This is a genomic window from Syntrophobacter fumaroxidans MPOB, from assembly GCF_000014965.1.
Lineage (GTDB): Bacteria > Desulfobacterota > Syntrophobacteria > Syntrophobacterales > Syntrophobacteraceae > Syntrophobacter > Syntrophobacter fumaroxidans.
In genome coordinates, this window is record NC_008554.1 from 2864178 (window position 1) to 2884112 (window position 19935).

19 protein-coding genes and 1 pseudogene are annotated in these 19935 nt (G+C 59.7%); 7 read left to right on the top strand and 13 right to left on the bottom strand.

Annotated elements, in window-relative coordinates:
* Window positions 1-68 precede the first annotated feature (68 nt).
* Both SFUM_RS12050 and xth read left to right on the top strand, forming a co-directional pair.
* Window positions 69-353: a DUF3467 domain-containing protein gene (locus SFUM_RS12050; protein WP_011699180.1), complete on the top strand. Its 285-nt coding sequence runs from the start codon at window positions 69-71 to the stop codon at window positions 351-353.
* Between the two features lie 79 nt (window positions 354-432).
* Window positions 433-1230: an exodeoxyribonuclease III gene (xth, locus tag SFUM_RS12055; protein ID WP_011699181.1), complete on the top strand. Its 798-nt coding sequence runs from the start codon at window positions 433-435 to the stop codon at window positions 1228-1230.
* Window positions 1231-1497: 267 nt separating this feature from the next.
* On the opposite strand, the pseudogene SFUM_RS12060 reads toward xth, so the two are convergent.
* Window positions 1498-2070, bottom strand: a pseudogene (locus tag SFUM_RS12060) (peptide-methionine (S)-S-oxide reductase MsrA); the annotation flags it as partial.
* 329 nt (window positions 2071-2399) lie between these two features.
* On the opposite strand from SFUM_RS12060, the gene SFUM_RS12070 reads away from it, so the two are divergent.
* Window positions 2400-3833, top strand: coding sequence for an MATE family efflux transporter (locus SFUM_RS12070; RefSeq protein WP_041440425.1), 1434 nt, complete (start codon window positions 2400-2402; stop codon window positions 3831-3833).
* A 68-nt stretch (window positions 3834-3901) separates the two neighbouring features.
* Here the strand turns inward: SFUM_RS12070 and SFUM_RS12075 are convergent, their stop codons facing one another.
* On the bottom strand, window positions 3902-4519 hold the full coding sequence (locus SFUM_RS12075) for a HAMP domain-containing protein (protein WP_011699184.1): 618 nt from the start codon (window positions 4517-4519) through the stop codon (window positions 3902-3904).
* Window positions 4520-5253: 734 nt separating this feature from the next.
* Here SFUM_RS12075 and SFUM_RS12085 point away from each other — a divergent pair.
* Entirely contained in the window at window positions 5254-6870 is a 1617-nt protein-coding gene (locus SFUM_RS12085; protein ID WP_011699186.1) for a fumarate hydratase, read from the top strand.
* Between the two features lie 140 nt (window positions 6871-7010).
* Here SFUM_RS12085 and SFUM_RS12090 read toward each other — a convergent pair whose 3' ends face one another.
* The 4 genes from SFUM_RS12090 to SFUM_RS12100 all read right to left on the bottom strand — a co-directional run bounded on the left by SFUM_RS12090 (window position 7011) and on the right by SFUM_RS12100 (window position 10002).
* Window positions 7011-7685 (bottom strand): alpha/beta hydrolase family protein, encoded by a 675-nt coding sequence (locus SFUM_RS12090; protein ID WP_011699187.1) that lies wholly within the window; start codon window positions 7683-7685, stop codon window positions 7011-7013.
* A 733-nt stretch (window positions 7686-8418) separates the two neighbouring features.
* Window positions 8419-9102 carry an adenylyl-sulfate kinase gene (gene cysC / locus SFUM_RS12095; protein ID WP_011699188.1) on the bottom strand — a complete coding sequence of 228 codons (684 nt, stop codon included), beginning with the start codon at window positions 9100-9102 and terminating at the stop codon, window positions 8419-8421.
* Between the two features lie 351 nt (window positions 9103-9453).
* Window positions 9454-9624: a DUF1573 domain-containing protein gene (locus SFUM_RS22545; RefSeq protein ID WP_083764045.1), complete on the bottom strand. Its 171-nt coding sequence runs from the start codon at window positions 9622-9624 to the stop codon at window positions 9454-9456.
* 6 nt (window positions 9625-9630) lie between these two features.
* Window positions 9631-10002: a DUF1573 domain-containing protein gene (locus tag SFUM_RS12100; RefSeq protein ID WP_011699189.1), complete on the bottom strand. Its 372-nt coding sequence runs from the start codon at window positions 10000-10002 to the stop codon at window positions 9631-9633.
* A gap of 295 nt (window positions 10003-10297) precedes the next feature.
* On the opposite strand from SFUM_RS12100, the gene SFUM_RS12105 reads away from it, so the two are divergent.
* Window positions 10298-10522: a hypothetical protein gene (locus tag SFUM_RS12105; RefSeq protein WP_041440429.1), complete on the top strand. Its 225-nt coding sequence runs from the start codon at window positions 10298-10300 to the stop codon at window positions 10520-10522.
* A 563-nt stretch (window positions 10523-11085) separates the two neighbouring features.
* Here SFUM_RS12105 and tpx read toward each other — a convergent pair.
* From tpx to groES, 7 genes are all read right to left on the bottom strand, one after another.
* Entirely contained in the window at window positions 11086-11601 is a 516-nt protein-coding gene (gene tpx / locus SFUM_RS12110; protein WP_011699190.1) for a thiol peroxidase, read from the bottom strand.
* Between the two features lie 68 nt (window positions 11602-11669).
* Window positions 11670-12101, bottom strand: a complete 432-nt coding sequence (locus SFUM_RS12115; protein WP_011699191.1) for a PilZ domain-containing protein — start codon at window positions 12099-12101, stop codon at window positions 11670-11672.
* Between the two features lie 426 nt (window positions 12102-12527).
* Window positions 12528-13115 carry a hypothetical protein gene (locus tag SFUM_RS12120; protein ID WP_011699192.1) on the bottom strand — a complete coding sequence of 196 codons (588 nt, stop codon included), beginning with the start codon at window positions 13113-13115 and terminating at the stop codon, window positions 12528-12530.
* Window positions 13116-13507: 392 nt separating this feature from the next.
* Window positions 13508-14143, bottom strand: coding sequence for a YMGG-like glycine zipper-containing protein (locus tag SFUM_RS12125; RefSeq protein WP_011699193.1), 636 nt, complete (start codon window positions 14141-14143; stop codon window positions 13508-13510).
* 302 nt (window positions 14144-14445) lie between these two features.
* Complete coding sequence (locus tag SFUM_RS12130) at window positions 14446-15423, bottom strand: DUF3419 family protein (RefSeq protein ID WP_011699194.1); 978 nt, start codon at window positions 15421-15423, stop codon at window positions 14446-14448.
* Window positions 15424-15510: 87 nt separating this feature from the next.
* Window positions 15511-17139 (bottom strand): chaperonin GroEL, encoded by a 1629-nt coding sequence (gene groL, locus SFUM_RS12135; RefSeq protein ID WP_011699195.1) that lies wholly within the window; start codon window positions 17137-17139, stop codon window positions 15511-15513.
* Window positions 17140-17174: 35 nt separating this feature from the next.
* Window positions 17175-17462: a co-chaperone GroES gene (gene groES, locus SFUM_RS12140; protein ID WP_011699196.1), complete on the bottom strand. Its 288-nt coding sequence runs from the start codon at window positions 17460-17462 to the stop codon at window positions 17175-17177.
* Window positions 17463-18016: 554 nt separating this feature from the next.
* Between groES and SFUM_RS12145 the strand changes: the two genes are divergently transcribed.
* Together SFUM_RS12145 and SFUM_RS12150 are read left to right on the top strand one after the other, a co-directional pair.
* Window positions 18017-18673 carry a DUF5752 family protein gene (locus SFUM_RS12145; RefSeq protein ID WP_011699197.1) on the top strand — a complete coding sequence of 219 codons (657 nt, stop codon included), beginning with the start codon at window positions 18017-18019 and terminating at the stop codon, window positions 18671-18673.
* Window position 18674: 1 nt separating this feature from the next.
* A complete protein-coding gene (locus SFUM_RS12150; protein ID WP_011699198.1) occupies window positions 18675-19910 on the top strand; it encodes a glycosyltransferase in 1236 nt (411 codons plus the stop codon).
* Window positions 19911-19935 lie beyond the last annotated feature (25 nt).

Consider the following 19935-nt stretch of genomic DNA (forward strand, 5'->3'; position numbering starts at 1 on the left):
TGCGGCAACGGTGCGAGGCGTTTTCCCGCAGCGGCGAAAGACCGACTCGAGCAAAGGAGCTCAGTAAAATGTCCGACGAGAAAAAGAAAATTCAGGTTGAGCACGTGCAATCGGAAAAATTCCAGTCCATTTACACCAACAATGCCAACGTGCAGATCAGCTACTTCGACTTTCGCATCGATTTCAGGCAGATGCTCACGGGGACCGACGGCAGGATGATCGTTGAGAGGCAGGCTTCCGTCGTCATGTCGCCGCAGCATGCCAAGGCCCTCCTGGGGGTTCTGGCGCAGCACGTCGACCAGTACGAGGAACAGTTCGGCGCCATCCGGATGCCGGGTGGAACGGCGCACTGACGGGAGGATCGAAGGAGGACTCGATCCGGGTCGAACGCATTCGGGAGCCCGAAACCATTTACGCAACGAGGACTGAAACATGGCCTGGAAAGTCGCCACGTTCAACGTCAACGGCATAAGGTCCCGCATGGCGCCGGTGCTGGAGTGGCTCGACCGCCACCGGCCGGATGCCCTGTGCCTGCAGGAGTTGAAATGCCAAAACGCCGATTTCCCCCTGGACGCCTTCAGGAAAGCAGGCTATTTCGCCGCCTTCAGGGGTCAGAAGGCCTTCAACGGGGTGGCGGTCCTGAGCAGATCGGAACCCTCCGAAGTCCTGCTCGAATTCGGAGACGGAAAGCCCGACGAGGAAGCCCGACTGATCGCCGTGAAACTGAACGGAATATGGATCGTGAACACCTACGTGCCGCAGGGGCGCAGCCCTGAAGAGCCCGCCTTCGAGTACAAACTGGACTTCTTCGGCCGACTGAAATCCTGGCTTGACGGCCGCTTCGAGCCTTCGCAGCCGCTGGTGTGGACGGGAGACATCAACGTCGCCCCTGAAGCCATCGACCTTTTCGACCCCAAGAGGCTGGCGGGCAAGGTCAGTTTCCACCCGAGGGAACACGAAGCCCTTGCGGCGGTGGCCGCGTGGGGACTGGTCGACGTTTTCAGGAAACTCCACCCCGACACCAAGCAATTCACCTTCTGGGATTATCGGCTGCCGCAAAGCTTCAAGAGAAACCTCGGGTGGCGCCTGGACCACATCTACGCCACCCGCACCCTCGCCGATGCCTGCCTGGAATGCCAGGCCGACGGCGAGCCGCGCGGCCGCGAGACCCCAAGCGATCACACTCCGGTCTGGGCCGAGTTCGATCTCGAAAGACTGGGAGCCGAATGATCCGGTAAAGGTAATAAGGCCGTTCAGGTCGCGCCGAACCCGGAGCCCTCGGCCTCGTGACTTCCGGGTCCGCTCGAACTTCGACCCGGTTGCGGGAGCGTTCGGACTTCGCGGGAGTCACGACCGGCGGCGCTCCGAACCTGACGGCTTCCGGCTCCCCCTCCGGGAACCTGCCTGAGCGGGCCGGACGGCCGGGGAACCGTGGCCGCCGACCGTTCACCGGGACGGACCGTCCGTCGCCGCCGCCTTGTGTGCCGGCCCGACTTTCTAATGCCTCCCACCCGGGACATGTCGGAGCAGTTTCCGGCCCGCTTCAGGGGGCAGGTCCAGCTTCTTCAGAGCGGCTTCGAGCATGGCGAGGTTTCCGCAGCCTCCCAGGTACCCGTTCAGCCTGGCCGCTGCCGTGGAGGCCGTGAGGTCGGTGTCGGAAGGATACAGGGTTGCCAGTTCCCTCAGTATTTCAGGCAATCTCCGCAGGTAATACTTCTGATGGTAGGACTCCGCCTGGTAAAATTCCCGCGCCGGCAGGATCTCGGTGAATACGCGGCGCATCCGCCTGGCCGATTCCCTGTCCCTGCTCCGCAGTGCCGCGCTTTTCTGCCTCTCGTCATGATGAAACAGGATCGACATATACTGCTTCGACCAGGGAGGAACGGAGGGATTGTGTTCCGCCCAGAACACCTCCAGCAACCGCTCGTATGAGACCATCGCGGGGTCGTAGACGATTTCCAGCGACTCCGTGTGATCGCCCAGGTCATGATAGGTCGGATTCTTCTTCCGGCCTCCCGCATATCCGACCCGCGTCCTGAGAACACCGTCGATGCACCCGAACCGGGCGTCGGGCCCCCAGAATCAGCCCATGGCGAAAGTAGCGGTTTCCACAGCGCCCGGCGCGGCGATTCTGACGGACGGCTCCGCCGTGATCATTTCCATAAGCGGTTCCCGAGACATTTCAAGCTCTCCTTTGCTATAATTGCATAATATTAGGAGAAAGTTAAGAATTACTCTATAGTTCTGCAACCCGCCACGGCCCCGCACGCTGTGGACAAGGTCTGAAAGACCCGTCTTCATCATCGCTGCAAACCGCCGTGGGCCATCCTTTCGGGTATTCACGCCGCGGACCTCTTTCAAGGGGTGCATCGGTCGAAAAAATCGGCTACAAGGAGCGGTTGGGAAAATTTGCGGTCTTCAGGGATGTGGAACGACAACAGTATGGAGGAGAGGGCTTCTTGATGGAGCGGCAAACCGACGGCACGTCCAAGGGCCTTACGGGCATCATCTGGCGCAACAGCTGGCCGGTGCTGGGCCTCATGCTGCTCAATTTCGTGGTGGGCTACACGGACATCTATGTGGCCGGCCTCCTGGGGCCGGACGTGCAGGCCGCCGTGGGATTCATCAGCCAGCAGTACTTCGTGCTCATCGTCCTCGCCAACGCCCTGGCAATCGGCACTGTGGCCGTCGTGTCCAAGGCGGCCGGGAGGAACGACTGGGCCGGGGTACTCGACCTCACCCGGCAGTCGCTCATCCTGTGCGTGCTTTCCGGGCTGCTGCTCACGCTGCTCGGTTTCTCCGTGGGACCATACGCCGTTCTGCGCCTCTTCAGCCTGCCCGAAACCGTGCAACCCCTTGCGCTGGTCTATGTGAAGATATACGCTGCCGCCCTCTTCCCCAACTATGTCATCATCGTCGCGGGAGCCGTCTTTCGCGCCGTGGGCAAGCCCGTGATCGCCTTTCGCATCATGTTCGTCGTGGCCGCTCTCAACATCCTGGCGAATTTCGGGCTGGTCTTCGGCCTCGGCCCTCTGCCCAGGCTCGGCTACGCGGGAATCGCCGTCGCCACGGCGGTGTCCATGTCCGCCGGAGCCTGTGGAATCCTGGCGGTCCTGTTGAGGCATGAATGGAAACCGATGTGGAGCGATACATGGCGGCTGTCGCGAGAGGTGCTCCGGGAGCTGGGCCGCATCGGCTGGCCCGCCGTGGTGGTCCAGATTGCATGGAACGCCGCGAGCCTCGTCATCTACCAGTTCCTGGGTTATCTCGGGGATTGGAGCGTGCCCGCCATGGCCGCATACGCCAACGGACTGCGGATCGAATCGCTCACCTTTCTGCCAGCATTCGCGCTGAACATGGCCGCGGCGGTGCTGGTCGGCCAGAGCCTCGGGGCACACTCGGTGGAACAGGCGCGACGATTCGGATGGAGGATCGCCGGCATGGGCGTGCTTTCCCTTTCGGCGATCGCCGCGGTCCTGTATGCCGCCGCCCCCTGGATCGCCCATCGCCTGACCTCGAATCCCGACGTCCTGTTCGAAACGATCCGCTACTTGAGGATCAACCTGGTCGTGGCGCCGGCGATGGTTCTCGGAATCGTGCTCGGGGGAGGCATGCAGGGAGCGGGGTATACGCGGGGCGTCATGGCGGTGGTGGTGATCGCCACATGGCTGATTCGCATCCCGCTGGCCGCCTTCCTGAGTTTCACCCTGGACCTGGGAGCGCTCGGCATATGGCTGGCCATGTCGACCTCGATCGTCGTCCAGGCGGTCATGATGACGTGGACGTTTCACAGGGGATACTGGCACAAGACGATTTCATCTTCCGATGCGTGAGTCCCGGTTGGGGACGATCCCCGCCGTTTCCAATGCCGTCAGCGAATCCACGACCCGCCGGGAATCGCCTATTTTCCTATTCTGAAGACTTCGAAGCCCTGGATGATCTTCCCAAGCATCTTCACTTTTTTTCCCAGGGCCTCCTGCCCGGCTTCGAGCCTTTCGACATCGGCGGCATCCATGCCGGGGTGCCTGCGGATCTCCTCCACCTCGGCGATGAAATGCCGTCCCGCCGTGCACACGTCCTGCGAGAGCAGGAGAAGCTCCTGCAGGTTGCTGGTCAGGTCGTTTATGACGTTTCCCAGCTCCGACAGTTCGTTTTGCGTGGATATGGCCACCGTCCGGCTGAGGTCGCCCGCCGATATTTTTCTGGCCGTCTCGATCATGTGCTGCAGGGGTTCCGTTATCTTCTTGATGAACATCATCAAAACGATGGCAACGACGATCATGACGATGCACACCATGAGGATCGCCTTGTTCCGCAGGGACCGGACGGGCTGGAAAGCTTCGTCGACCTGGATTTCATTCCGGGAGAGCCGTTCGAAGTTCTGCAGGAGCACATCCCGCAGTTCCTGGCTGTGGGTGTCGAGGATGAACTCGATGCCGACCAGGGACGAGGCGAATCCGATCAGCACAAAGTAGATGATCATGGTACGTTGCAGACTTCCCCTGTAAACCAGCTTCATCGGCTTGCTCCTGAAAAGACTCCCTGGGTGGTTCGGATCGGGATCGCGCCGCGAAAAAGTCCCCGGTAAAGAGCGGAATCCAACATGATGCGGGCACCGGCCCACTCCCGTGCCGCTCGGAAACCGGTTCCGAACCGTGTTGGCCCGTCCGCGGCTTTCGACCCCACGGGCGGGATGATTCTACCAGCCTTGGACGAGTGTTCGTCAAGACAAAGAACCATCCCCTGGATCAATGCCGCCGGAACTGCCGCGGTGGTCGGATTCGGCAATGTGCCGGACAAGACACCCCGGATGTTATGCCGGGGGGCCGGGAAGCTGCAAAAGAGCCGGGTCCCGGCCTTGTGAGAGAAGGCATCCGCCGCTTCGGCGAAGAGGCGGAGACTCGGGGTGTTTTCCCGGATTTCCACTCCCGCGGGAAGGACGATGACGCTCTTCATGCTGTGCGGGAAGAGGCCCCGGCCCAGCCCATTTCCATAGTTCTTTGCGAGCTTCGGATTTGCGGCGGTTCGCGGGACTGAGGAAACGGGGCTTCCGACTCCGGACCTGGTTTCTCGAGGGTTCGCCGTGTGAAGGAAAGAACAGAAATGTCGCGCGGATTTGGGCATTATCGCATTTTGCGGCCATCCGGGCCAAACAGCACTCGACAAAAGATTTTTTTATAATAATATAGAGCTTTGGCTCCCGTTTACACCGCGCGCTGGACTGAATCCGAAATCGTAACAAAGGAGTGAAAAATGGCAGAATTTGTTTACCAGGATCCGTTCCCCCTCGGAAAAGATGAGACCAAATACCGCTTGGTGACGAAAGACCATGTTTCGGTCGGCAATTTTGACGGCAAGGAAATCCTGAAGATCGATCCGGAAGCTTTGGCGCTGCTGGCCAACACGGCGATGCGGGATGTCTCCTTCATGCTGCGGCCGGCGCACCTGGAGAAGGTTGCCGCTATCCTGAGCGACCCGGAATCTTCCGCGAACGACCGCGGTGTTGCCGTCGCCCTGCTGCGCAATGCCGAAGTCGCCGCCAAGGGAGTTCTGCCGCTCTGCCAGGACACGGGCACTGCAACCATCGTCGGCAAGAAGGGCCAGCAGGTCTGGACCGGCGCAAAGGACGAAGATTACCTGTCCCGAGGAGTCTTCAAGACTTATACCGAGGAGAACCTGCGTTACTCGCAGACGCTTCCTTTGACCATGTATGAAGAAGTCAATTCCGGGACGAACATGCCCGCACAGATCGACCTGTACGCCACCGACGGCATGGAATACAAGTTCCTGTTCGTCGCCAAGGGCGGCGGTTCCGCCAACAAGAATTACCTGTACCAGGAAACCAAGGCCCTGTTGAATCCGACCAGCCTGGAGAAGTTTCTCGTCGAGAAGATGAAATCTCTCGGTACCGCGGCGTGCCCGCCCTACCACCTGGCGTTCGTGGTCGGCGGCACCTCCGCCGAAGGTTGCCTCAAGACGGTGAAGCTCGCGTCCACCGGGTACCTGGATGCTCTGCCGACCACCGGCAACAAGGGCGGCCAGGCGTTTCGCGACCTGGAAATGGAGGACAAGCTCCTGAAGGCGGCCTACAAGACGGGCCTTGGCGCTCAGTTCGGCGGCAAGCACTTTGTCCTGGACGTGCGCGTCGTCCGGCTGCCGCGGCACGGGGCGTCATGTCCCCTGGCCATGGGCGTTTCCTGTTCGGCGGACCGCAACATCAAGGCCAAGATCAACAAGGACGGTATCTGGGTGGAGCAGATGGAAGCCAATCCGGGTCGTTTCATCCCCGAGAAGTATCGCGGGAAGCACGATCACGGCGTTGTGAAAATCAATTTGAACCGGCCGATGAAGGAGATCCTCGCCGACCTGAGCAAATACCCGGTCACCACCCAGCTGTCCCTTACCGGAACGATCATCGTCGGGCGCGACATCGCTCACGCCAAGCTGAAAGAACGGATCGACAAGGGAGAAGGGCTTCCCCAGTACGTGAAAGACCATGCCATCTACTACGCGGGACCGGCCAAGACTCCCAAGGGCATGGCTTCCGGGTCCTTCGGGCCGACCACGGCGGGCCGCATGGATTCCTACGTGGACCTTTTCCAGAGCCACGGCGGTTCCATGATCATGATCGCCAAAGGCAACCGCAGCCAGGCGGTGACCGACGCATGCAAGAAGCACGGCGGTTTCTACCTTGGCTCCATCGGCGGCCCCGCGGCACTCCTCGCTCAGGAAAACATCAAGAAGGTCGAAGTGCTCGAGTATCCCGAGCTGGGGATGGAAGCCATCTGGAAAATCGAGGTCGAGGATTTCCCGGCGTTCATCCTTGTGGACGACAAGGGCAACGATTTCTTCCAGCAGTTGAGCTGCTAGAACCCTTTCGAGCGGGAGGCGCGAAGAGAGGGGGGGCAGCCCCTGTCCCTCCCTTGAAGAAGCTGCGATCGTGCGTCACCCGCTTGGCATGAAAAAAGCCCCGGGTTTGAACCGGGGCTTTTTTCATGCGCTTCGGCACATCATTTGTTGAGCCATTCGATGGTCCTGCCGGCGATCTGGTCGTAGATCGCCAATTGGCTCACCCCGGCCTTCACCGGAACCTTGAAGGAATGGTCTCCCCCCGGGATGATTTCCAGATCCCATTCCACGCACAGGCGCGGCAGAATGTCCTTCAGGATCCCCAAATCGCAAAACGGGTCACTGCTCCCGGCAAAAAAGAGCATGGGGACCCGAATGTCGTAGAGCGTGGTGTCGCGAAGCCGATCTTTCTTGCCCGGAGCGTGAAGCGGGAACCCCAGGAAGACGAGCTTTTCCGCCTGAAGCCGTCCTTCGGCCGCCAGCATGGCGGCGATTCGCGCGCCCAGTGACTTCCCCGCCGCGTAGATTTTCCTCGGACGGCCCTCCCGCCTTGCGCCGAGACTGTCGCAGGCCCCTTCGAAAGCGGCACAGAGCACTTCCCGGCTGTCCACGGTTTTGCTGCCCTTCTCACTGTATAAGAAATTGAACCGCAGCGTCAGGAATCCGGCTTCGGCAAATCGATGCGCCAGGAAAACGATCATCGGCTGGTTCATGTCGTTGTTCGCGCCATGGGCGATCACGATCCCTTTGCCGGACGTGAACGGGTCGGGAACGCTCAATACCCCCGATACCTCGCCGTGCCCTCTGACTGGAATGCTCACCGTTTCATTCGTCATGATTTCATCCCTTTTGCGGACATCCGGCTGCGCATGCAAAACTTCCCCGCGTTTTTCATCTCATGCCATTTTGCTTTCAAGATGAGCGCATTGGGCGGGAGGGCATAAAACCCTCCCCCTTGTACGTCTGCCGGGCACATCGCGCCGTAAAGGCGGGGTTTATCCCGCCCGCGTCAACCCACCGACGGGCAGGCGTTGTGTCATCTTGAACGCACCTCGGTCTCAACGCTGCATTTCATCGATTCACACAAACAGCCCGGAACGGAGCACATGGTCGGCATTGCTGGAGGATATCTTATCCAAAAGCGGGGAAAGCGCAACGTTGTTTAGGGCTACCCGCCTCACCGAAGGGAAAACCTCCGGCACCCGGTTGCGTTTGCACCATCGCACCGCGGGTCAGGGCGCTGCTCGGACATGGACGAGCGGAAAATACAGGAATGGCCCCGCGACAAACCCACACCTCCCAGGCTCACGCCCGTGATGGGTTGCGTATCGGGAAACACGGCACCGACCGTACCACGCAGGGGAATCATCGGCGCGAGAAAAACGCGCATTTCGGAGGTTGATGCGCAAGATCATCACAGAGGCGCCGAACGCGCCTCACGAACGGACCACGAACCGCGGCCACCGGGGAAAACCCGGCATCCGTCCTTGAAGAACGGACGCCGGGCCCATGGAACACATCCGATCGTTCTCGAGAGTCGACGGCAACCGAGCCTGTCGGCATCCGCCATCATGCCGTGCCGCGTTGAATCACCGTCTTTCGAGCCGCTGAAAACTGCTGCCGGTAGGCCTTGAAACCGGCCCCGATGTATTGCTTCTCTTCCAGCAGGGGAAGAATCTGCGTTACGAGATCTTCCGGGGAGTTGTTCGAAGCGTCCACGATCAGCTCCGGATTCGGGGGCGCCTCATATGGGTCGTCCACGCCGGTAAACCCCTTGAGCTCGCCGCGGCGGGCCTTCTTGTAAAGCGATTTCGGGTCCCGCTCTTCGCATACCACGACCGGCGTGCTCACGTGGATTTCGAAAAATCCCAGTCCCGCCTCCTCGTGGATTTTACGGGCGAGATCACGCTCTCTTTGGTACGGGGATATGAAGCTGGTGACGACGATGATTCCGCTGTCCGCAAAAAGCTTCGCCACTTCTCCGATACGCCTGATGTTCTCTTCGCGGTCCTGAGCGGAAAAACCCAAGTTCTTGTTCAAGCCGTGCCGGATGTTATCCCCGTCCAGGACATACGTCATGTAGCCGCGTTGGATGAGTTCGTACTCAAGGGCAAACGCCGTCGTGCTCTTGCCCGAGGATGGAAGCCCCGTCAGCCAGATCGTACAGCCTCTCTGATTGAGCAGCGCCTCACGTTCGTTGCGCGTCACCTGGCTGGAATGCCAGGTGATATTGGTTGCCTTGACTTCGGTCATAATCAACTCCAGAAATTCTAAGGTCAGATAGATATACACGGGTCTGAACGAACACAAGGGCAATACCGTGGGGGGCATTATAGGCACGGCCGGAGGGATTCGCAAGAAAAACTTCACAAAGTGGCCGCGGATTCCTTCGGGATTTGTGCAACCCCGGGAAAAAACACCTTATACCGAGGCGCGTTCAAGATGACACAACACCTGCCCGTCGGGAGGCGACCCGGGTGGGGATAGCCTCCGGGGACCGAGAGGATCCGTAGGGTGGGCACGGTTCCTCCGTGCCCACGATCAGGCCGGGCCTCGTGCACCAGCACTCGTCATGATCGCTGCGAGAGCCGGCGTGCAGTGCGCCTAGGCGCTGGAACGACCCTGCAGCACCAGAATGAAATACGGCTTGCCGGGATCGTTGCACGTCACCAGGGTTGTCTTTTTCATCTCGCCATTGCAGCTCTTGGGATTCAACTTCAGAGTGATCGTACCCTCACCGCCGGGAGGGATTGCCCGGTCAAACTGGGCGACCATGAGTCCTCACCCGGGAGAGACGTTCTTGATTTTGAGCATGTCGTTGCCGACATTCCTGATCTTGAAGCGATGGACCAAATCTCCGTCCCCGCTGATCACGCCAAAATCATGCGTGGCTTCGGTGATCTGAACCACGGGAGCCTTGGCGGGGTCGATCGCCGCCGGGGAGGACTGATGGGGAATATTTGCAGCCGGGTCGAGGAGGCATACTCCCACCGCCAACTCTCCATCTTCCGAAGCCTGATTGTCGATGTTGAGCAGCACGAGTATCTTGTGGTACATGTTGGCAGGAAAACTTGCAGTGCGCGAGGTATGAGCGCAACCGCCGAGCAACAGAAAAACCAGGATCCCGATCGTTGCCTTGAAAGTCCTGTTCATCCTTGCTTATCCCCCGTCTTTTCGTGACCTTCCTCCTGCCTGGAAAGCAGGAACACACCTTCTTTTTCTATTTGGCCAATAAAAATACATCACTAGAAGAAATTGTCAATAAACAATTAGACAGGAATATTATGCACCGAGCGGAAGGTTCCTGTTCGAACACTATTGGTCCCGGGCACGGCAAAATCAGGATCGCTCATATCATAAACTTTTAGATCTTTCGGGCGGACTGCGGTAGTATGGCGCTCTCTTATAAAATCACTCGAACAAATCGACAAGCACCGGGAGAAGACAAATGCCTTTCTGTCCGCAATGCGGCACGCGGCTCCAGCGCGTGCGCCGCAGGACGATCGACAAGCTCGTCAGTTTCCTGGTACCCCTCAACCGGTACAGATGTCTGAGCTCCGGTTGTATATGGGAAGGAAACATCAGGTCCGGATTGAGAAGCCGATTCGTGTTTCTGTACTGGCTGTTGCTGGTCCTGGCGGCGATGCTGGTCGGTCGCTTCATCACCCGTTGATCGCCCCCCGCGCGTCATGCCGGAAGAAGGCGGCAGGTTCTCCGGGATTGCCCCCGCAGTCCTCCACCTCCTCCCGGGTTCGTTCGCGCGACCGGTCAGAGGACGGCAATCCCGCTTTCCTCATCCCACCGCCCGCCACGGCAGATCATGCACCGATCGGACACGCAGTGTTTCTCTCCGTGTACATATTTGAGTCCGTCAAAGCTGCAATCGTTATCGGCAGAACGTTCCATATCACGTACTCCTTTGGCTCAAACTGTAAGCTCCCTCCGTTCTTCCGGGTTCCAAACCCCGCCCATATTCGATAGCTCTTTTTAATAAATAATAATTATCCAGACCGCCCGGCGCACCCCCGCGAACGGAGGCAGAGTTCATCGTCGGGGATGGACTTCCGTGATCACCGCGTTTTTTCAACCGGCCGCGGGCCTCGTTGCTCCTTACGACCGTAAAACCACGGACGACGGGAGGGCCATGGCCCCCCCTCAACTGCATTCTTTTCGACGGATTGGCAAAACGGATCGGAGCTTTTCTTCGCTTTGTGCGGGATGAACCGTGTGCAGGAATCACCTGGCTTTGGCGATGGCCTGAAGAACATCATCATAGTCGGGTTCGTGGGTAATTTCCTTTACCAGCTGGACATAGCGGACGACACCCTGGCGATCGATCACGAAGACGCTCCTGGCAAGCAGACGCAGTTCCTTGATCAATACGCCGTAGGCCAGTCCGAATGAGGCGTCCTTGTGGTCCGAGAGGGTTGTGACCTGTTCCACCCCGGCCGCGCCACACCAGCGCTTCTGTGCAAAAGGCAGATCCATGCTCACCGTGAGCACGACCACCTCGTCGCCGAGCTTGGCTGCTTCGGAGTTGAATCTGCGGGTTTCCATATCGCAAACGGGGGTATCGAGAGAAGGCACCGAAGAGAGGACGATCACTTTGCCCTGGTAAGCTCCAAGCCGCACAGGGGCCAGGCCATTGTCCAGAACTTCAAAATCGGGCGCTCTGTCGCCCGGCTTGATTTCCTTGCCCACCAAGGTGAGGGGGGCGCCTTTCATCGTCACGGCACCTGGTCGTTCGGTCATTGCATCACCTCCCTGATCTGTTTGAAGCTCTGCTCGCGCAGTTGAACGTGAGCCCGGCCCCCCGTTGCCTAGGAGCCGGACCCGGCAAAATCCGCATCATCCGGGGGAGTCGATTCTTCACGAATCCCGAAGGAATCGATGAAGGTCTGAATCTGGGCCAGTTGCTGTTTCGAAAGCTCTCTGAATTGGATACCGCACCTGCGCACCTTCAGGATTCCCCACGATTCATCGGCCAGCTCAAAATCGTAGACAATCCTGCAAGGGAATCTGCCGAGCCGCACCACCTCGCCCGAGGAACCGAACAGCTCGACTTCAATCGGGCCGTCCGGTTGTTCCCCGAAACCGACATAGCGCATGGCGAGCCCTCCCAGGCTGATGTCGAGAATCTCGCCCAGCTTCAAGAATTCCCGGGCGGTCGCAAAAAAGGCGGCCCGCGCAGTGCCCGTCATGCGGAATCGTTTGAACCGTCTCAGATCTTCGAAATCCCTGTGGCCAGTCATCAGGTAACTCCAGTGATACACTAATAAGGACGGATCGGAGCTTTGCAATATCCCCAAAATGAAAAATGCCCGGAGGACGTCGTCATGCGAACCGACATGCTTCAGGGTTGTGATGAAAGGCGGAGCCGAGCCCTGCCCGGACCTGCATGGCCATCCTCGCGCGGGAAAGGCCGGGCGGAACGTCCATGGCTGCTCCCCGCCTCACCTGACGGAGCTCTTCCACCCTATTCAAAGGTCGGCAGGATCATACACTCTCTGAAGACAAAATTCAGGCATGTTTTCCCATCGGACGCTGTGCGGTAAAGGTTCCCGCCACGGCTCGGGCAGTCCGCTTATCCGTGAACCGCGGAAGGAAATTCCGGGGCGAGCGGGAGGCGGCTCTTGCCCGCCGCAGTCACGGCGCCGCGCGGCCGCTCGCGCACCCAATCAGTTGTGCAGCCGGGGATCGTAGAGACCGATCTCGTTGGTGGTGAAGGAATTGAGCTCCGTTTCGGATCGCGCCAGTATGTCCACGACCGAATAGAGTGATGCCGCCTCATCATAGCTGCTGGAAGACGTCTTCAGGGTTGCCGCGATGAATTTCGACTGGACGACGAAGAGGCGTTCGCGCAAAGCCAGTCGCCTGGCCTCGAGGATGGTGCATTGGTCCGCCAGCCGCGCGTATTCGTAGAGGAGCGGCTTCCAGGAATCATTCCATTTCCGGCTCCAGGTTTCGAGCATGGCCATTGTTTCCGGCTCTTTCTCATACTCGTTTTCCAGGTTTTTTATGGAAGGGGTCCCCGCGATTATCTGCTCCAGGTCGGCCCACCCCGGCTGGTTCTGCAGGTATTTGATCTCCTCGATCAGCTTCTGCAGGTCAATGTAAAACTGCGCGATTTGAGCGTTGAGTGTGTCCAGGGCCGTATTTGCATCGGCGACCACGGTTTCGGCTTCGGGATTTTTCACGGGCGCCGTGGCGCATCCCGCAAGGACGGCGACCATGAGAAGCGACGCTGCGAGTGCACGTACCGTCAAGGCATCCTCCAATAAGCGTAAGGTCTTCCAGGGCTCAACGCCCCGGGCACCGGGAAAGGCCCGGGGCCGTCCACCGCTCGAAAACTCCGTATATGTACATGATTACCTACAGGCACCGGGCGTCGAATACAGTATTTCCTCCATAAAAATACATGATGCACCGGATTCCAATACAATTTGAAACTGGTATTCTTCCATCCCAGATAACCAACCTATACCCCAACCTACGTTCTTCGTTACGCCCTATACCTTTGGAAAGCCAGGTCTCCCCGCCCCTGGCTTTCTTCTTTTTCGGGCCCGTGCAGCTTGCCGGCGTCATCGTCATTGCCACCGGGACACCTTCCGCAGATTTGCGTCGCCCGCATCCGTGCCCGGCAACGGGGCGCAGCCGACTACCTCGGCGGCAGATTCTGCAGCATGCGGGAGACTTCGGCGTCGATAAAACCGGGGACCTCGTGAGGCGGAATGCGGGAAATATCCACCGTTGCGCCGGTGGTTTCCGACAGACGGCTGTTGAAGCCGTAGACATTGAGGTCGATCCGCACCAGCGGGCTGGATGCCGGGGCTACAAGACCCAGCGTTCCTCCGCTCGCCGCCCCGATGGCCGCTCCGGTGCCCGCCGACCCGGTCGCGCCGCCGATGATCGCCCCCAGAGCCGCACCCGCCAGCGCGCCTCCCACCACGTTGCCGGCCCTGCGTTGAGGATCGTCCTGCACTCCGGGGGTAAAGGAGACACTGACCGTGAAATCGGCGCGGTTTTGCCTCCTCACCTCATCGTAGCCCTTGCTGTACAAAGTGTTACGCGCCTGGGGAAGGTCGAACAGACCGAAAGGGGTCCGGTCCTCGACATGGAAGGTGAAGCGCCTGTCGTCCGGCCCGATATTGTTGAAGAAAAGCTCGGGTTCAGGGGGCGTCTGCACTGCCGCCGGAGTGGAACCGTAATATGTGGGACCGCTTGCACAAGCGCTAAGGAACGCCGCGCACACGACCACGATCAGAATTTTTGCGTTCATGCCGAATTGTCTCATGGGTCTCTCCCTTCCTCGATCAAAACCAAGGTCCCCGCCTGCCTTCCAGATTCTTTGGAACCATCCGGGCTTGCCGGCCGGCTCCCCGTTCTTCCGGTAAACACGGGTCTTGTATGCTAACACAACATTGACAGAGGCACCATGAATTACGCAGGCGATGCATTACGTCCAACCGCGGGGAAATGATCGCCCGTCCGCCCCCCCCCGCGCCCCGTGCAGCACCGGTGGAGCGCAACGGTATCTCTCCTCGCCATCCGACAGCGGTCCGGCAAACGTTCCCCCCCGGTCGGCCTTACGTGGCCTCAGTCCCACCGGGTTTTTTCCCACACGGCCAGGACATTCCGGAAACGTGACCCCAGCGCGGCCGACGCGTATTCGATACGGCGCACATCGAGACGCATGCCGCAATCCTCCAGCAGGGCGAAGTCCGCGAGATCCGCCGTCAGGGAAGGAGCATCGCCGGACTGAAAGAAATACGAACAAAACCTTCCTCCAGGGGCAAGTCTCTTCAGAACCACACGCAGGAAGCTTTCCAGCCAGGTCCGGTAACCTTCCGGGTTTTCTTCCGCCAGGAAATGCATCTTCATGTATTCCGGCACATTCGACACATAGACCATGTTAAAGAGCATGTCGAGGCGCCGCAATGCCAGGTCCATGGGCAGATTCAGGATCGGGTAATCCCTTGCGCCGGCACTCCACGCCGTGTAGTGCGACGGGTCGGAAAGGCAGGGGATTTCTTCGAGGGTGAACAGATCGAGCGTATGCAGGAACCCCTGGAATGGGGATGATTCGGACGGAGCGGTCGACCGGCACCGGTCGTCCCAAAACACGCGGGCCGGTGCGCTCAAGTCCTGCCGCAGCCCGTCGTAGAGCGCCGCGCGCTCGACCGCGGGCATCCTTTGCGGAAGACGGCGCGCATGGAGAAAACCCGACGCTCGCGGCAATCCGCTCAGAAAAAAGACGACGTAATCCTCGTACGGAAGACGCCGCAGCGCAGCCCGTTTCAATTCGTTCAGGAAACAGGCGGACCTCGACACGTCGACCGCCACCACGGGTTCCGCCCCTGCCTGGAGCAGGAACAGGGGGACGTCGCCGGACCCCGCAATGCAAACCGCCGCCTCGCCGTGCGGGCTTCGCCCGGCCAAATGCCACCACGGATGTTCCGTCGCCATGAGGTAAGGCGGGGAATTCCTGTGGAAGGAGCCTGCCCCCTCTACACGGAATTCCCCGCCCAGGTCGTCACACCACTCGTACAATTCAGCCTGATTTGGAAACTGCAAACCACCGTCCCGCCCGAGGTCCGAGATTTCGCCCGGCCCCACGGGTTTTAACGACAGGCCGCCGCGGGCCGAACGGCCCGCCGCCCGCTAATACATGTCTTCCATTCCGGCGCCCGGCATGGCCGGAGCAGGTTTCTGCTTCTTCGGCTTTTCGGCGATCATGGCTTCCGTGGTGAGCAGCAAGGAAGCCACGCTGGCCGCGTTCTGCAAAGCGAAGCGCACCACCTTGGTCGGATCGATGACCCCCGCGGCGCTAAGGTCTTCGTAGACCTCTGTATCCGCGTTGAAACCATGCGACCCGGTGCCCTGCTTCACCTGCTGGACCACCACGGACCCTTCATGGCCCGCGTTGTTCGCAATCTGTCGAACCGGTTCTTCGAGAGCGCGCATGACGATCTTGACGCCGAACGCATCCTCTCCGTGCAGGTCCAACTTTTCCAGCGCCGGCAGGCAGCGCAGCAGAGCCACGCCGCCACCCGGCACGATGCCTTCCTCCACGGCGGCCCGCGTAGCGTTCAGGGCATCCTCCACGCGCGCCTTCTTCTCCTTCATTTCGGTCTCGGTGGCCGCACCCACGCGCACCACGGCGACCCCGCCGACGATCTTGGCCAGCCGTTCCTGCAATTTCTCTCGGTCGTAATCGGAGGTGGTTTCATCGATCTGTGCCCGAATCTGCTTCACGCGGGCCTCGATGGCGCTCCGGGCACCCGCGCCGTCCACGATCGTCGTATTGTCCTTGTCGATCCGGACGGTCTTGGCTCGACCGAGATCCTGCAACGACACGTTTTCGAGCTTCACGCCGATGTCCTCGGAGACGACCTTGCCGCCGGTGAGAACCGCAAGGTCTTCGAGCATGGCCTTGCGTCGGTCCCCGAATCCCGGAGCCTTCACGGCGCTGACCTTGAGCGTGCCCCGCAGCTTGTTCACGACCAGGGTGGCCAACGCTTCGCCCTCGACGTCTTCGGCAACGATGAGCAGCGGGGCGCCCATCTTCGCGATCTGTTCGAGCACGGGCAAAAGGTCTTTCATGTTGCTGATCTTCTTTTCATTGATCAGTATATACGGATCCTCGAGCACGACCTCCATGCGTTCGGGGTCCGTGACGAAGTACGGAGACACGTAACCGCGGTCGAACTGCATGCCTTCCACCACTTCCAGGGTGGTCTCCATGCTCTTGGCTTCTTCCACGGTGATCACGCCTTCCTTGCCGACCTTGTTCATGGCTTCGGCGATGATGTCGCCGATGGCGACATCATTGTTCGCGCTGATGGTCCCCACCTGGGCGATTTCTTTCTGGTCCTTCGTGGGCTTGCTCATGTTCCTGAGCTCCCGGACCGCCGCCGCAACCGCCAATTCGATGCCTCTCTTGAGCGCCATGGGATTGTGACCCGCGCTGACCAGCTTCGAACCCGCCCTGTATATGGCCTGGGCCAGAATGGTGGCGGTGGTCGTGCCGTCACCCGCCACATCGGAAGTCTTGCTGGCGACCTCCTTGACCATCTGCGCGCCCATGTTCTCGAATTTGTCTTCGAGGTCGATTTCCTTGGCGACCGTCACTCCGTCCTTTGTCACGGTGGGGGGCCCCCACGATTTCTCCAGAACGACGTTTCGACCTCGAGGTCCCAGGGTGACTTTCACCGCATCGGCCAGAGTGTCGACTCCGGCCATGATCTTTTCCCTGGCCTCGGCGTAGTACTTGATTTCCTTGACAGCCATACCGTTGATCCTCCTTCCAACCGTTTGCGGGAGTGCTATTCGATGATCCCCAGGACGTCGTCTTCGTGCATGATCAGAAGGTCCTCGCCCTCGATCTTCACGTCCGTCCCGGAGTACTTGTTGAACAGAACGAGATCCCCCTCCTTGACCGCAAGCGGAGTGAGGATCCCATTTTCGAGCAGCCGGCCCTTGCCCGCCGCCACGACTTTCCCCTGTTGAGGCTTTTCCCTGGCGGTATCCGGAATGATGATTCCACCCGCCGTTGTTTCCTCTTCCTCGACACGTCTGATGATGATGCGATCATGCAATGGTCTGACCTTCATTCGACTGTTCTCCTCTTGGATTGACTCGGCACCGGAGGTGCAAGGCGGTTTCGGGACGAGAGCCGGTCCCGGCGGTCCGGCCGGGGCCAAGGGTTAGCACTCGACGGCGCCGAGTGCCAATACTCCACAAATGTATCTATCCGCGGGAAAAAATCAAGTCCCGCTCACGAGTTTTTTCATTTTCCCGCTGTGCCCCGCACTCCCGAGACTTCATCCGCCGCACTCCCGGCCCGAAACCGCGCGGGCCGAACAGGCTTGATTCTTTGCCGAAAAGACTCTAACTTATACACATGTTTGATTTGCGGCAAGCCGTCCCGCGATGCGCCCCCCTTCTCGGGGTTTGCGCCGCGCGCGCGGCGGATGTCCTCTTTTGGTCGAATTTGCGGATGCGGGGAGGCGCGGGATGGGCTTCACCCTTCCTTTCCGGTCCGATCGTTTTCGCGGGATGAGCTCATGGTGCACACAGAAGACTCGCTGCCTGCCGGATGATTCCTTCCCGATTGCCGGGCTTGCCCGCTGCCGTGGATACAGGCTTTGAGAATGACGGAGGAAACATGGGAGAACCTTTTGCCGTTAAAGACTGCGCTCTCATAACCATTGCCACCGGGGAAAGAACGCAGAATCTCCAGGAACTGAGAGACCGGCTCATGACCACACACCAGGGATGCATTTACTATCATTTCTGGGGTGGATTGCTTCGTGCAAGTTTCGATGATCCCGAATATCAGAACGATTTTGCCGCATGGGCATGGCGCGGGCTTCATGACGCCCGTCTGGCCGAGCGACTCGCCCTTGTCGATCCCAGCGAATACGCGGACCTGGAAGGTCTGCGCCGGGAGCTCATCGACGTCATCGAGGAAAGGCTGGAGGAGACCGAGCACATTCCGTGGGCCAGGCACGATCGCCAGTTCTATTTCATGCGCTCTCAAATCATCGTCTTCGACACGAATATCCGCATTCACAATATCGAAGGCCTGGCCCTGCACATCCAGCGCTTCTCGAGAAGCAGCATTTTCTATCACTTCATCGATGCGCGGCGCCGGACCACCGGCAGGCGCGACGACTTCAGCGAATGGCTCCTGGGGTTCGGAGACGAGCACGCGCCCATGGTCCAGCGCCTGGCGGCCATCGATCCTTACTTCAGCACGTTGACCGAGCTGCGCGACGAGATAGCCGGATGCATGAACCGTTATGTCTACAGAGGAAGGTGAAATGAGGTCTTTGGAGGAATACAGCCGCATTGTCGGCGAGGATGTGATCGATCAGATTCACCAGCTTGCGCGTGTCCTGAAAGGGGCCAGGGTGATCCATGTGAACTCGACGCGGGAAGGGGGAGGCGTTGCCGAGATCCTGCATTGGCTGGTCCCTTTGCAGGCACAATTGGGCCTGGAGGTCGACTGGGAGGTCATCAAGGGAGAGCAGGCATTCTATGAATGCACCAAGAGTTTTCACAACGCGCTGCAGGGCACTCGGGTGCCGATTCCCGAATCCCTTCTGAGAGTCTACGAAGAGACGAACCGGCAGAACGCGGAGGAACTGCGTGAACGGCTCGAGGCCGCCGACTTTGTCTTCATCCACGATCCTCAGCCGGCGCCCTTTCTGAAATTCTGCCCCGATCGAAAAGGGAAATGGATCTGGCGCTGTCATATTGACGTGAGCCGCCCGTACAGGCCCGTCTGGAAGTATCTGCGCGATTTCGTGGTGGGCTACGACGCCAGCGTCTGGTCATTGTCCCAGTTTGCGCAGCCGCTGCCGCATCCCACCTACCTGATTCCCCCGAGCATCGATCCGCTGAGCGAAAAGAACGTGGACTTGCCCGCCCATGAAATCGAGGCCGTTCGGGAGAAGTTCGGCCTGAACGCGGACATGCCCGTTATCGTTCAGGTCTCCAGGTTCGACCGGTTCAAGGACCCGGTGGGAGCCATTCAAGCGTGCCGGCTGGCCAAGAACTATACGCCTTTTCAACTGGTCCTGGCAGGCGGCGGAGCATCCGACGATCCGGAAGGGGAGAGGATGCACAGGGAGGTGATGGATGCCGCCGACGGCGACCCGGACGTTCGCGTCCTGCTCCTGCCTCCCGACGCCCATCGAACCATCAATGCTCTGCAACGCCTGGCGGACATCGTGCTCCAGAAATCCACCCGGGAGGGTTTCGGTCTCACCGTCACCGAGGCCATGTGGAAAGGAAAGCCCGTGATCGGAGGCGACACTGGAGGGATCCGGCTGCAGGTGATCAACCACCATACGGGCTTTCTCGTCAATACGCCTGAAGGTGCGGCCAACCGGATACGCTACCTGCTCAAACACCGGGGCAAGATGGACGAAATGGGCCGGAAGGCCAGACAGTTCGTCCTGGAGAATTTCCTCCTCACGAGACACCTTCGCGAATACCTTACCCTCATGGTGGCCGTCACGCATGAAACCAAGGAAAGGATCGAGCTTTCCTGACCCGCTGAATCGGACGAAGAACCGC

Bases quoted from the DNA above. Each gene is read 5' to 3' on its own strand.
- SFUM_RS12105 (WP_041440429.1), top strand. From the start codon at position 10,298: ATGCCTTTCTGTCCGCAATGCGGCACGCGGCTCCAGCGCGTGCGCCGC.
- SFUM_RS12125 (WP_011699193.1), bottom strand. From the start codon at position 14,143: ATGAGACAATTCGGCATGAACGCAAAAATTCTGATCGTGGTCGTGTGC.
- SFUM_RS12090 (WP_011699187.1), bottom strand. From the start codon at position 7,685: ATGACGAATGAAACGGTGAGCATTCCAGTCAGAGGGCACGGCGAGGTA.
- SFUM_RS12100 (WP_011699189.1), bottom strand. From the start codon at position 10,002: ATGAACAGGACTTTCAAGGCAACGATCGGGATCCTGGTTTTTCTGTTG.
- groES (WP_011699196.1), bottom strand. From the start codon at position 17,462: ATGAAGGTCAGACCATTGCATGATCGCATCATCATCAGACGTGTCGAG.
- SFUM_RS12050 (WP_011699180.1), top strand. From the start codon at position 69: ATGTCCGACGAGAAAAAGAAAATTCAGGTTGAGCACGTGCAATCGGAA.
- xth (WP_011699181.1), top strand. From the start codon at position 433: ATGGCCTGGAAAGTCGCCACGTTCAACGTCAACGGCATAAGGTCCCGC.
- groL (WP_011699195.1), bottom strand. From the start codon at position 17,139: ATGGCTGTCAAGGAAATCAAGTACTACGCCGAGGCCAGGGAAAAGATC.
- tpx (WP_011699190.1), bottom strand. From the start codon at position 11,601: ATGACCGAACGACCAGGTGCCGTGACGATGAAAGGCGCCCCCCTCACC.
- cysC (WP_011699188.1), bottom strand. From the start codon at position 9,102: ATGACCGAAGTCAAGGCAACCAATATCACCTGGCATTCCAGCCAGGTG.
- SFUM_RS22545 (WP_083764045.1), bottom strand. From the start codon at position 9,624: ATGGTCGCCCAGTTTGACCGGGCAATCCCTCCCGGCGGTGAGGGTACG.
- SFUM_RS12085 (WP_011699186.1), top strand. From the start codon at position 5,254: ATGGCAGAATTTGTTTACCAGGATCCGTTCCCCCTCGGAAAAGATGAG.
- SFUM_RS12075 (WP_011699184.1), bottom strand. From the start codon at position 4,519: ATGAAGCTGGTTTACAGGGGAAGTCTGCAACGTACCATGATCATCTAC.
- SFUM_RS12115 (WP_011699191.1), bottom strand. From the start codon at position 12,101: ATGACTGGCCACAGGGATTTCGAAGATCTGAGACGGTTCAAACGATTC.
- SFUM_RS12145 (WP_011699197.1), top strand. From the start codon at position 18,017: ATGGGAGAACCTTTTGCCGTTAAAGACTGCGCTCTCATAACCATTGCC.
- SFUM_RS12150 (WP_011699198.1), top strand. From the start codon at position 18,675: ATGAGGTCTTTGGAGGAATACAGCCGCATTGTCGGCGAGGATGTGATC.